The organism is Streptomyces sp. NPDC051018 (assembly GCF_044456085.1).
Lineage (GTDB): Bacteria > Actinomycetota > Actinomycetes > Streptomycetales > Streptomycetaceae > Streptomyces.
In genome coordinates this window covers 1-12142 of sequence record NZ_JBITFN010000010.1, presented here as the reverse complement: position 1 = coordinate 12142, position 12142 = coordinate 1, and the positions used below count along the sequence as shown (strand labels likewise).

The 12142-nt window shown below is 67.9% G+C and carries 8 protein-coding genes and 3 pseudogenes; 8 read left to right on the top strand and 3 right to left on the bottom strand.

What is annotated here, in order from left to right; genetic code table 11:
• The first annotated feature begins 125 nt into the window (after positions 1-125).
• The 6 genes and pseudogenes from ACIBCM_RS18480 to ACIBCM_RS18455 all read left to right on the top strand — a co-directional run bounded on the left by ACIBCM_RS18480 (position 126) and on the right by ACIBCM_RS18455 (position 7405).
• Positions 126-914, top strand: a complete 789-nt coding sequence (locus ACIBCM_RS18480) for a DUF3558 domain-containing protein (protein ID WP_399244447.1) — start codon at positions 126-128, stop codon at positions 912-914.
• Positions 915-1260: 346 nt separating this feature from the next.
• Positions 1261-1422: pseudogene (locus tag ACIBCM_RS18475) on the top strand (DUF2637 domain-containing protein); the annotation flags it as partial.
• A gap of 46 nt (positions 1423-1468) precedes the next feature.
• The gene (locus ACIBCM_RS18470; RefSeq protein WP_399244446.1) at positions 1469-2932 is read left to right on the top strand and encodes an integrase; all 1464 of its coding nucleotides are present in this window, start codon (positions 1469-1471) and stop codon (positions 2930-2932) included.
• Positions 2929-4809: a hypothetical protein gene (locus ACIBCM_RS18465; protein WP_399244444.1), complete on the top strand. Its 1881-nt coding sequence runs from the start codon at positions 2929-2931 to the stop codon at positions 4807-4809. The genes ACIBCM_RS18470 and ACIBCM_RS18465 overlap by 4 nt, the downstream gene beginning before the upstream one ends.
• Complete coding sequence (locus ACIBCM_RS18460; protein ID WP_399244442.1) at positions 4806-6974, top strand: hypothetical protein; 2169 nt, start codon at positions 4806-4808, stop codon at positions 6972-6974. Before ACIBCM_RS18465 ends, ACIBCM_RS18460 begins: the two co-directional genes overlap by 4 nt.
• Positions 6971-7405, top strand: a complete 435-nt coding sequence (locus tag ACIBCM_RS18455; protein WP_399244440.1) for a hypothetical protein — start codon at positions 6971-6973, stop codon at positions 7403-7405. The genes ACIBCM_RS18460 and ACIBCM_RS18455 overlap by 4 nt, the downstream gene beginning before the upstream one ends.
• A gap of 252 nt (positions 7406-7657) precedes the next feature.
• Here the strand turns inward: ACIBCM_RS18455 and ACIBCM_RS18450 are convergent, their stop codons facing one another.
• Positions 7658-8122, bottom strand: a complete 465-nt coding sequence (locus tag ACIBCM_RS18450; protein ID WP_399244438.1) for a hypothetical protein — start codon at positions 8120-8122, stop codon at positions 7658-7660.
• A 278-nt stretch (positions 8123-8400) separates the two neighbouring features.
• On the opposite strand from ACIBCM_RS18450, the gene ACIBCM_RS18445 reads away from it, so the two are divergent.
• Positions 8401-9231, top strand: coding sequence for a DUF4231 domain-containing protein (locus ACIBCM_RS18445; protein ID WP_399244436.1), 831 nt, complete (start codon positions 8401-8403; stop codon positions 9229-9231).
• A gap of 118 nt (positions 9232-9349) precedes the next feature.
• Positions 9350-9911, top strand: a pseudogene (locus ACIBCM_RS18440) (DUF2637 domain-containing protein); the annotation flags it as partial.
• Positions 9912-10964: 1053 nt separating this feature from the next.
• On the opposite strand, the gene ACIBCM_RS18435 reads toward ACIBCM_RS18440, so the two are convergent.
• Positions 10965-11915, bottom strand: coding sequence for a pentapeptide repeat-containing protein (locus tag ACIBCM_RS18435; protein WP_399244434.1), 951 nt, complete (start codon positions 11913-11915; stop codon positions 10965-10967).
• Between the two features lie 25 nt (positions 11916-11940).
• A pseudogene (locus ACIBCM_RS18430) lies at positions 11941-12142 on the bottom strand (IS630 family transposase); the annotation flags it as partial.

Here is a 12142-nt window from a genome sequence, read left to right as displayed (position 1 = left end):
TGCGCGTACCGTGGCCTCGCCGACCGGAGAACGCGGTGACCGGGAGAGACCGGCCACCGCGGAACCGGGGAGCCGGACAGGCCGGACGGCGGAGAGCGACCGTACGACAACCGACTGAAGGAACCATGCACCGATCAGCCCCGCGACTCACCCGCATACTCGTCTGCGCAGCCGTCCCGGTGACGCTCCTCGTCACGGGCTGCTCGTCGGACTCAGGCGACGGCGACAAGAAGGACAAGTCTCCGTCCTCCTCGTCCGCCGACTCCGGCGGGACCTCGTCGGGCTCGGGCTCCGGCTCGGGCTCCGGCTCGGGCAAGAAGCAGACACCGGCCGTCGAACCCGCGAAGTACGCCAAGTTGCCCGACGCCTGCAAGTCGCTCTCCGAGAAGACGATCAAGGAGCTGCTGCCCTCGGTCAAGACCAAGGGCGGCACCGCCGGCCGCTCCACCGATCTGCTGGCGCGCGGCAGCTGCTCCTGGAACGGCCTGGAGGACAAGGGCGTCAAGGGCTCGCAGTACCGCTGGCTCGATGTCTCCTTCCTGCGGTACGACTCCGAGGAGGCGCTCGCCGTCAGCGGCGCCGAGCGCGCGCAGAACAGCTACACCAAGGAAGTCGCCAAGGCGAAGGCCGTCAAGGGCGCGAAGAATCTGCGGAGCTCGCCCGCGGCCGGGGTGGGCCAGGAGGCGACGGCCGTCGGTTACGAGCTGCGCAAGACCGACGCGGACTTCACGTACGCCACGATCGTGACCCGTGCGGACAACATCGTCATCACGCTGACCTACAACGGCACGGGCTACGCGGGCGCGAAGGCCCCGACGGCGGGCGCGCTCACGACCGACGCCGTGAAGGCGGCCAAGGAGGCCATCGCCTCGGTCGCCACCGCCAACCGCCAGCAGGTGGCCGCCGGCGGCTGACCGTCGGCAGGTGGCCGCCAGGCTGCTGACGACCGCCTCACGCACGGCTGCCCGGCGCCCGGCCCGGACCCGGTACCCGGCGCTCGGTCGGCGCCCCGCCGCACCGGTCACCCGGCGCCTCCGCCGGGGCTGAAGCGGCCCCGCCCTGGGGTGAGGCCGCCTCCGACACGGTCCGGACACCCCGTCCGCCGCGCCTTGGCCGCTCGAACACCGACAACTACATTCAGGCCACGCCCTGTTCGCGGAGCCCGCATTCCCCCAAGGGGAGCGGGCTCCGCGCTCATGTGCCAGGCTGTCCCCCTGGCCGGAAGGGAACGCGCGTTTCGAACACGGGAGGGGATCGCGGGTGGCCGCGATGCAGCTGACACGCACGCACCGGATACTCATCGGAGTCGTGGTGGCCGGTGCGGTGATCATCGCCGGTATCGGCTTCGCGGGCTCCTACGCCGCCGTGCGCGACCTCGCCGAACGCAAGGGCTTCGGCGACTTCGCCCTCGTCTTCCCCATCGTTCTGTAGCCAGTGACCTGTTGCTGGGCTCGTCGTTATGGCGTGAGTGAGCACAGTTGATGTGGGTGGCGGGCGCTGGCGCGCGTACCGGTACAGCCTGAAGACACAGAGCCGGGGCCCGTTACCTGAGGCGTGCACCCGGTTCGCGTCCGATCTCGTGTCGTGGGTCACGGACCTGGGCGGGAGGCACGGGCAGTGGTTCCTGATCGGCCCTGACGGTCGTCCCGACCTGCGGGTGAACTCGTTCTTCGGGTCGCCGAAGATGAAGGGCCGGGCAGCGCGGACGAACCGGGACTATGCCTACTCGGTGTGTCTGTGGTTGAACTTCCTGGAGTCCTTGGGGCGGCGCTGGTGGGAGGCGTCCGAGGACGATGCGCGGGAGTTCCAGTTCTGGCGGGTGACCGATCCGCGTAACCCACGACGGGTGCAACGTAGTTCGTTCTACCGCGACGCTGCGGGGCTAAAGACGCTCTACCGGTGGATGGGCGGACGCTTCCAAGTGGTCAACCCCTTCGAGGAGTTGGAGACCTCGCGGGGCCGCAAGCAGGAAGACGTGAAGTGGCTCGACCCGGCCGGCTACGCGCGGTGGCGGGACCTCGGGCTGCGCGGGCTGGATCTGGACGGCCGCGAGGACCCCGCGTGGGGTGGCCGCAACGAGCAGCGGGACGCCGTATTTGCCGACGGCTTGTACGGCACGGGCCTACGACTGTCGGAGTGGGCGAGCGTGGTGCTGCCGGAGCTCCCGGAGGAGGCGCGAGGGCGGGGCTACTACACGTGTGCGCTGGCTGACGCGTGCGCGAAGGGCGGTTACGGGCACACGTATTGGATGCCGCGTGCGGTGCTCTCCGACGTGTTGTCGTACGTGGAGGGGGCACGGGCGCGATCGGTGCGGCGGGCCCAAGTGGCGGACCGCTATGAGCGGGTGACTGAGCGGCGGATCGCGGTCGGTTTCGAGGGGCGTCAGGCGGTGACGTTCGAGGCGGAGAGCGGGGAGCGGGAGACGACGGCGTGGAACGAGCTGGATCCTGCTGACCGCAAGCTGCTGTTTCGGCGTACACCGCAGGGGCTGGAGCCGCTGGCTCTCTGGCTGAACGAGGACGGACTGCCCCGGGACGGGCACGGGTGGCATCACACCTTCGAGGCCGCGAACGAGCGGATCGCCGTGCTCGGACTGAAGGACTTCAGCTGTACGCCGCACATGTTGCGGCACTCGCTGGCGCTGAAGTGGTACTCGGTCGCCAAGTTGGTGCAGGCCCGCCAGCTCGGGCATCTGTCGCAGGAGGAGACCCGCGACTTCAGAGAGCAGTTCGGCGATCACTGGCATCTGGTGCAGACAATGCTGGGGCACCGGCAGGTGGAGACGACCAAGAACGTCTACCTGGAGCCGTTTCGGAACCTGGAGGTGGAGCTGCTACTGCGCCACGCCGACGGGTTCCCGGTGGAACGGTTCATGGCGGATGTCTTCACAGCCCATCCCCGGGTGCGTACGGATCCGCTGGCGGTGCGGTGAGCCGCCGGGGACGCGAGGCCGCGCTGCCGCAGGCGGGAGCGGAGCGGGCTTGGGGACTGCACCGGGTCGGCAGCACTCTGGTGGTGCGCTGCTTCGACGAGACGACGGGTGTGTCCAAGGATTACGGCTTCTCGCATCTGGGGGTGTCGCGGGAACTGCACGAGATGCTGGCCAGCGCGTTCGCGTCGCGGACGGCGCCCGGCGGTGGGCTGACCTCCTTGGATGCGATGAATCTGGCGTACCGGGCGGCGACGCAGTTGGCCGAGCACGTGGCCGGTCTGGTGTGGAGCCCTGTTCTGCCGGAGCATCTGCTGCCGGAACATCTGGACGGCCTGCTGGAGAGCCGGGGCGGGTTCGTCTCGGCGGCGCGAGACCTGGAGCACGTCAAGCTGCTGCTGGCGCACGCGGAGGGGCTCAGTGAGGCGTTGCGCGCCAAGCTCGGTGAGAAGGGCCCGCGCCGGGCGGAAGGGAAGCGGAAGGAGAGTCTGAGCCGAGCGGAGTTCAGGCGGGTCGCCGAGGCGGCGCGAGCGGACCTGCGGGGTGCTGCGGCCCGGATTCGCGGTAACCGGGAGATGCTGCGGGCTTGGCGGGCCGGTGAACTGCCCGATGACGGGGATCTTGCCGGTCAGCGGCGCATGGAGCTGCTGGAGAGCGTGGACCGGGTGGGCGACGTGCCGCGCACGTGGGCCCAGTGCCATGGCCGGGAAGCCCCACTGCCATGGGTGCACCGGTTCGGCACGGTGGAGGAGATCGTGTCGTCGCTGCATCTGACGCGGCGCGAGGCGGTGGCGGGCGCGGTACTGATGGGGGTGCTCACGGGCGAGAACGCGAGTGTGCTGTGGGCGATGCTGGCGGCGCATCATCGTGCGGACGGATACACAGGTGATCTGGGGACGGCGATCGTGGCGGGCCGCAAGTCCCGCCGTGACCGTCATCAGCACATGAGTCTGGTGTTGTCGCAGGTGCCCGACTGGATCAGCATTCCGTCCGACCCGCAGAGTCTGTCGACGAAGGACGAACTGCACACCGCATTCGGCCTGTACGTGCTGCTGCACGAGCTCACGGACAGGTCACGAGAGCTGCTCGGCTCGCGGCGGTTGTTGGTACGACAGGCGCTGACCAGCCCGGATCTGCCGAGCCTGTCGGAGAACTTCGAGGACACCATGGTCCAACCCTGGGCCCGCGCACATGGGTTGCAGGCGGACAAGAAGGATGCCAAGGAGCGGCCGGTGCCGCTTCGGGTCACCTTGGGCATCATCCGGCTGACCCATCTGGAACTGCATCAGCGGCCGGTGGCGCAATCGGAGCGGACCCTGGCCACCACCTATCTGGCACGCAACCGGGGCAATCTCGCCGAGTACCAGAAGGTGGTGGCAGACGCGCTCGCGCAGGAAGTGGCCAAGGCGAAGGCGCGCGGAGCGATGGCCGCCCTTTCCGAGGAGGACCTGCGGCAGGCGCAGGAGGAACCGGAGCAGGTCGCCGCCGCGTACGGCGTGGACGTGGCCACGCTGCAACGGATGATCGACGGGGAGCTCGACACCGTGATGAACGCCTGTGCGGACAACACCGGCGGCCAGTACGCGCCCGCCGGTCAGCCGTGCCGGGCGTCGTTCATGCTGTGCCTGGACTGCCCGTGCGCGCGGGCACTCCCCCGCCATCTCCCCGTCCAGGTCCTGGTGCACGACCGGATCGAGGAGCGGCGCGCGCAGATGCCTGCGCTGCAGTGGGCGCAGCGGTTCGCTGCCCCGCACGCTCAGCTCGCCGATCTGCTCGGCCAGCACTCCAAGACCGTGGTCGATGACGCACGGGCCGGTGCCACCGATGACGACCGGGCCCTGGTGACCCGGTTCCTCAGCAGGGAGCTCGATCTTCGATGATGAGCCAATCCGCCATCGCGCTTCTCCGGGACGACGCTCCCGACGGGCTGCCCGAGGGCACGGAGTGGCCCGGGCCGGACACGCTGGTTTTGCTGCGCCGGGAATGCCGAGGGGGTACGGACCGTCGGGCGCTGTCGCGGTTCGGCGATGACCGGTGGATTTTGACCCCGGCCGTCTTCGAGGCCCACACCAAGGCCGTAAGCCTGAACTTCCGGCCCGTTCCAGCGCCTTGGCGGCTGGAGGTGAAGTACTACGTGTGGCAGCTGCTGAATCTCCCCCGGACCAGGAGCATGCGCAATTCCCGCGGGGAACGGATCTCCCCGCTCACGGTCTCCATCGTGTTCCCACAGCTCAAGGCCTTCGTGCGATGGCTGCACCAGCAGCAGGCGACGTCGTTCGCGCAGGTCACCCCGGCCCATCTGGACCGCTACCTCGACGACCTCAGGGACGCGAAGATCTCTCTGGGTCTCAGATACCGGCGGGTGGGCGAGGTCCGGCGGCTGTGGGCGCACCGGGAGATCCTGCCGCCGTTCATGCGGTTACCGTCCACCCCTCCGTGGAACGGCGAGGACCCCCGCGACCTGTTCAAGAAGGTCCGCCCACAGATGGAGAACCGCACCCCCCGCATCGACGAGCGGGTGATGCAGACGCTGCTGGTATGGGCGCTGCGGTTCGTCGAGGACTTCGCCACGGACATCATGTCCGCGCACGCCGAGCACACCCGCCTGCACGCGTTGAGCCCCGAACTCATCCGCCGCCCGGCAGGCCAGCAGAAGCGCGGCGGCTACCTTCCGGGCCAGCTGCGCCGAGCGGTGATCGACTACCTCGACAAGCTGCGCACCGACGGGGGCCACCTGCCTGGGCATCTCTCCAACGACGGCAAGCTCCAGATCGACTGGCGGCACATCGAGCGCCTCTTCGTCTGCTCCGCCGAGATCAGACGCAACGGCACCGGCCGCCTGATCATCGAATCCGGCCTGCCCATCGACTCCGACATCCCCCTGGACGTGTCCGTCACCGGGCTGCTTGAAGGGAGCCCTTGGCGCAGTTCAGCCATCGGATATCACGAGGCACCCCGGCTGGCCCGGCTGCTGAGCACGGCCTGCTTCATCGTCATCGCATACCTCTCCGGCGCACGCCCCGGGGAGGTCCTCTCCTTGCGCCGCAGCTGCCTGCGCAAGGATCCCGAGACCGGGATGCTGCTGATGGGCGGGCTCTACTACAAGAACGCCGTGGACGCCGACGGCAACAAGATCCCCCAGGGCGCGGAACGCGCCGACCCCTGGGTCGTCGTGGCACCCGTCGCCCGGGCCATCGAGGTCCTGGAAGAGCTGCACTCCAGCGAGCTGCTCTTCCCCACCTACATCGAGAGCTACCGCCGCCCCACCACCCGCCTGGGCACGGCACGCGACGTCCAGAGTGCCGCCGAGGACATCACCGACTTCACCCAGTGGATCAACGCCTACTGCAACCGTTCCGAACGCGCCGAGGCGATCCCTGACGACCGACACGGCACGCTCGCCCCCTCCCGCTTCCGCAGGACGTTGGCCTGGTTCATCCGGCGCCGCCCACGCGGCCTGGTCGCCGCCGCCATCCAGTACGGTCACGTCCACGTCCAGATGCTCCAGGGCTACGCCGGCTCCTACGACTCCGGCTTTCCTGACGAATACGCCTTCGAGGACTGGCTGTACCGCATGGAGACCCTGGCCGAGGACGAACGCGCCTTGGCCGCCGGCGAACACGTCAGTGGCCCCGTCGCCGACACCTACCGACACCGCGTGACCGGAGCCCACCGCACCTTCGCCGGACGCGTCCTGACCAGCACCGCCCAGTCCCGCGACCTGCTCGGCAACCCCCTGCTCCAGATCCACCACGGTCCCGGCATGACCTGCGTCCTCAACCCGGCCACCGCCGCCTGCCAGCTGCGTGGCACCGCCGACGATCCCCTGGTCACCCCCGACATCGAAGATTGCCGGCCCAACTGCCGCTGCCTCGTTCGCACCGACCGCGACATCGCCTACGTCGAACAACAGGTGACCGAACTCGAAGAGACCGTCTCCAATCCCCTCGCCCCGCCCATTCGTCACGCGCGCGAACAGCACGAACTCGCCCGCCTTCAAGCAATCCTCGACGCTCACCACGAGGGCAGGAAGCCGACCCGATGAATGACTCCCCCACCACCGCTCCCAAGACCGACCCGGTCCGCGAAGCCATCCTGGCCGCCATGGACCGAATGCTCTCCGGCTCCCCCAAGCGCTCCACCGGTCGCCTCAGCGTCTCCCAACTCGCCATCGAAGCCGACGTCAGACGCTGGCAGTTGACCCACCGGCACACCGACCTGCGTGACCTCTTCCAGGACCGCGTCCGACAGGCCGAGGTCTCCCGCGGCACACACCAGAAGACGGCCGAGGAACGGGACGACCTGCGCCGACGGCATACGGAACTGCAGCGCTACTGCTCGGAGCTTGAGGAACGAGTCCAGACGTACGCCGCCGTGATCAACCTGATGGCGCTGGAGTACGAGGCGCTGACCGAGCAGGGTGCGAATTCAGGACGCGTACTCCCCCTGCCATCCCGGCGGACGCCTCGCACCTGAGCACGACGGTCCGGGGCGCCGAAAGGGCTACTGTCTTCCCTCGGGCGAGCGCAACACGCTTGGCGCAGCCGCCTGTCGCCACGCAGCCTGGGCGAAGGGCAGCTCTTCGGGTTTCTGCCCCAGGCGCACCAGCGTCCAAGCCACCTCGTACGGGATCGAAGGCCCCTGGGCCGCCATCAGGCGACGTACACGCCACTGCGTCACGGGCGCGAGCAGCCACCGGACACTTCTGGTCTTCACGACGCCCCCACCTCAGCTCTCGGGCTGGACCGCGAGACGATCGTCGAGCACGATCATGAGCTCGCTTCCGTCGGCCTCAGCAGCCGACGTCACATGAGCAAGAGCACGAGTGATCGCCCCACCCAAGCGCGCAGCAATGGCCTGGTCCAGTGTGGAGTAGTTCCAGCTGGAGCTCCAGCTCCCGAACTGGATGTCAAAACAGCGGTCCAGCAGTGCGGCAAGACTGCTGCCGGAGATCGGGTCCCCGATCATGCCGCCGACCTCGCGGGTGATCTCCTCGTCGGCAGCAGGCCGGAAGACGTGTGAGTCCCGGTGGGCGGAACTCTTCTCGAACTCTTCGACAAAGTACGTCCAGGTGTCCTGGTGACAGCGCATCCGTGCCGTACCGATACCGACGGCGACCCGTAGGTTCTCAGCGTGGCTCGGCCCCGACGGTTCTTCCTCTGGTTTGCTGAAGAACCGGTCCAACAGCCCCATACACCCGTCCTCATTACGCGCTTTCTTGGCGACCCGACAGGTCACCCGTCCCGGCCGCACGAACCAGCCGATGCTACTGGTAGGCGCTGCGCACCTCACATCCATCCGAGCCGTCATCGACTCGTTCACCTGGCAACTTTCAGCCAAGTGTTCGCAACGAGGTATGCGAGCGTTGCCTGCCTTACTTAGGGTGACTGCCGCGCTCGACACGGATCATGCCGAAGTCACCTGCAGCGCAAGTAGCGGCTACGTCCGCACGTACACGGGGGAGAAGCGCTGTGGCCCGACTGACCGAAGCCGAAATCACCAGGCTGGAGAGCGCTTACCGGGAAAAGAGCAGGGCCTACGACCATGCTCTGGAAAATCTGAGGGCCACGCGCTTTCAGCGGCGGATGTACTACCTGATCGCCTTCGGCTCCATGGTCCTGACCGGCCTCCTAGGCTATACGGTCGTCATCGGGCTCTGGGAAGAGAAACCAACCTTCACTCGGTACGCAGGGCTCATCATCGTGGCAGCCCTGTGGGTCGGCGCGGGCGTCATGCTGATGTTCAACCGGACGACCAAGGTCGACCACACGTCTGAACTGCGCCAGAAACTCGCGGAGAAGCAGAACGCCGCAGCGGCGCTTCCCCTCGACTCCGAGGCCGCACTGCGGATCTACCGGGAGTCGACTCTTGAACTGATGGACGCATACCGGGTCAGGGCAACCCGCAACCGGCGTGTGAACAACGCGCTCCAGGCGCTCATCATCGCCGGGTCGATCATCGCTTCAACCTTGGTCGCCATGGAAAACAACATCACGCCGCTGAGCCTGGCAGCCACCATCCTCAGCGCCATGGTCGGTGTGGGCGCCGGCCTGTCGGGCTACTTCAAGTTCCGTGAGCGCGGCTTCAACCTGCAGTCCACCGCGGACGAACTCGAGAAGCACTACACCGCGGTCCAGTTCCACCTCGACGAGTACGAGTCCGTCGATCCCTCCCTCACGCCCGAGGAGGGCGAGAAGGAACGACTGCGGCGGTTCGCGCGCCTCGTGGAAAAGATCAAGGAAGAGCAGCGCAAGCGGGAACTGCAACTGGAACAGTCACCTGAGCAACAGCGGGGTCAGTGACAGGACCTTCGCATGCAACAGGCCCGTTGCATGCCAGCACAGGGCAAGACCTCGCCTGACCTCTACTGAAGTCACCAGTACGAGATAGCAACACCCCCGACAGACAAGCGACATAACCATCGGCATCGACGCGGGCATCTGCGTACTCCTCGCGCTGGATCTGCTGCTCACCTGGATGCGTATCCCCTTTCCGCTGCTGCGCCAGACGGCCTGGCTGCTCACGGTGGCCACGATCGCCTTCAACGGCGCAGCCTCCTGGCCCGATCCGCTGGGCGTGGGCATGCACGCGGTGATTCCGGTGCTGTTCGTCGTCACGGTGGAGGCGGCCCGGCACGCGATCGGCCGGATCGCCGACATCACGGCCGACAAGCACATGGAGGGCGTACGGCTGACGCGGTGGCTGCTGTCGCCCGTCCCGACGTTCAAGCTGTGGCGGCGGATGAAGCTGTGGGAGCTGCGGAGTTACGACCAGGTCATCAAGCTGGAGCAGGAGCGGCTGGTCTATCAGGCCCGGCTCCAGGCGCGTTACGGGCGGTCATGGCGGCGCAAGGCCCCGGTGGAGTCGCTGATGCCGCTGCGGCTGGCGAGGTACGGGGTTCCGCTCACGGACACGGCCCCGGCGGGGCTGGCCGCCGCGGGGGTGGACCCGGTGCTGCTGCCGCCCGCGCCCCAGCCCGAACCGGCGCTGGAGATGCCGGCGGGCCCCCGGGCGGCCGTCCCGGCACAGCTGCCCCGCGCTGCGGAACAGGAGCGGCTCCCGCGCGGCCCGGAACACGGACCACAGCACATACCGCAGTACGGCCCCGAGCACGGACAGGAGCGAGGCCCGGAACACGGACAGGGACAAGGGCCGGAGCAAGGACCGGTTTACGGACCCGGGAACGAGCAGGCGTACGGGCCGCGGCAGGGCCACCCCGACGAGCGCGAGGCATACGCGGAGGCGTACGACCGGTACGAGCGTCAGCGGTATGAGGAGTATCTGCGCCATCAGGAGCATCAGCGCCGGGCGGAAGGAAACGGGGAGGGCGGGCAGGGCGGTCGGACGAACCCCTGGGACCGCGCGACCGTCCGCGCTGATGCCGCAGCCGACCCCGCACTCATCCACGCCTACGCACACATCGCCGGACACGACGCCACCATCACCCTCTACGGAACCACCGCCGTCGGCGCGCTCCAGGCCATCCTCGAAGACCACCACGCAGGCATCCCCACCCAGACAAACCTCCACTGACCGACACCCGCGCCACGCGGAGGCCAACCCCGCGTGCGCGGGGAGCACCCCCTCACCACAGGCACGGTGACCGACAAGACGGGACCATCCCCGCGTGCGCGGGGAGCACAGTAGATGACCAGCGGGTTTATCCGGCGGGGAGCCGGTTTTTACCCACTTCCAAGGATCCAGACATCACACACTTTCTTCGCGAATCAACCATCGTGGCGGGTGGCTGTACTTCCCCAGTGTGGCCTTCGCCCAGGGAACGGTCTACCAGGTCTCTCCCGACGCCGTGGCACAGTCCAGGCACCGCCGCCCGTTGGCCGTACAGCGCTCCGACTTGGAGGCCCCGCAGCATCGTGGCTTCGTTCTCCGCAGCGCTGAGCAGGATCCATATGTCCGAATCCGAGGCGCCCCAGGGCCTTCGACGTGTTGTGGGTGGCGATCTCGATCGTGACGTGGGCCGCGAGGGGATGGTGCAGGAAGCACACAATGGGAGACCCGGTCTGCGGGGTTCGCGTCAGCCCGCTGCCGCGCATTCCTCCTCGATCTCGCGCAGCAGGGCGACCATCGCGGCGCGCTCCTCCTCCGTGTCTCCGAGATCCTCCCGATACCAGATGCCGGTGGTGCGCAGCGGATGTGTCCAGTGCAGCAGTTGACTGAAGGCCACCGCGTAGGGGCTGATTCCGGAGAGCCGTTCGATGGCACGTTTCAGGACGCAGCGGTAGTGGCCGACCACCACATGGTCATTGCCCGGGGGCAGTGCCACCCGGTCCAGTGTCAGGCCGCGGAACTCCACCCAGCGCAGCTCCGCCCCGGTGAAGTCGATGTCCTCCATGGGGTTGGACGGGGTGTCCTCAGCACCGGGTGGCCTTTCCCAGAAGATGATCTCTCGTAACGGCCCGGCGAAGGTGCAGCGGGTGAACGCCGACGCGTGGAAGTCGATGTCCGTCAATTGTGCGCCGGAGAAGTCGACATCGGTGAACGTGATCTCCCGGCTGTTGATCCTCCGCAGGTCGGCGCCGCTGAAATCGACCCGGGTGTAGGTGGTGCGGACACCGTTATCGACGGCACCCGGCATGGTGTCCGCCAGCGGGGTATCGCGGAAGGAACAGTCCCGTACCTCCGTGCTCCACACCCGCAGACCGCCGAACCGGGTGCGGTCAAAGACACAGTCGGCAAGCACGGAGCGTACGAAGGCGAGGCCGGTGAGATCTGCGTCGCTGAAGTCCAGGCCCTCCAGGGTGCGGCCCGCGACCTTCGGCCGATCGACACAGCGGGCGGGGATCTCTCCGCCGTCGGCCATCTCGGCACGTACCGGCTCCGGAGGCGAGGTAAAGCCGCGCAGATCGAGCCGGCCCCCGTGTTCCTCCAGTGAGAGTCCGGTCAGCGGCCGCCCGGTGAGCAGCCGGGCATACACCTCACGGGTCAGCCGGGCGCCCTCGGCAGTACGCCATACCTCCTCGTCCATCGTTCTACTCCTCTCTAGTGCCGCGTCAGGCAATGTTTGCCCTGTCGACGACGGCGCGTAGGCGTCGGTCGTCGGCATGGCGGTTTCGCCAGATGATGTAGCGGCGGATCATGCTGCCCTGTTCCTTGTGGCCGGCGTGGTCGGTGCCGTCGAGGGTGAAGTAGCGCAAGGCCGTGAACTGGGCCTCGATCCGGTTCAGCCAGGAACTGTTGGTCGGCGTATAGGCG

Excerpts from the sequence above, each read along its gene's own strand:
- ACIBCM_RS18455 (WP_399244440.1), top strand. The coding sequence starts at position 6,971 with ATGAATGACTCCCCCACCACCGCTCCCAAGACCGACCCGGTCCGCGAA.
- ACIBCM_RS18480 (WP_399244447.1), top strand. The coding sequence starts at position 126 with ATGCACCGATCAGCCCCGCGACTCACCCGCATACTCGTCTGCGCAGCC.
- ACIBCM_RS18435 (WP_399244434.1), bottom strand. The coding sequence starts at position 11,915 with ATGGACGAGGAGGTATGGCGTACTGCCGAGGGCGCCCGGCTGACCCGT.
- ACIBCM_RS18460 (WP_399244442.1), top strand. The coding sequence starts at position 4,806 with ATGATGAGCCAATCCGCCATCGCGCTTCTCCGGGACGACGCTCCCGAC.
- ACIBCM_RS18450 (WP_399244438.1), bottom strand. The coding sequence starts at position 8,122 with ATGGGGCTGTTGGACCGGTTCTTCAGCAAACCAGAGGAAGAACCGTCG.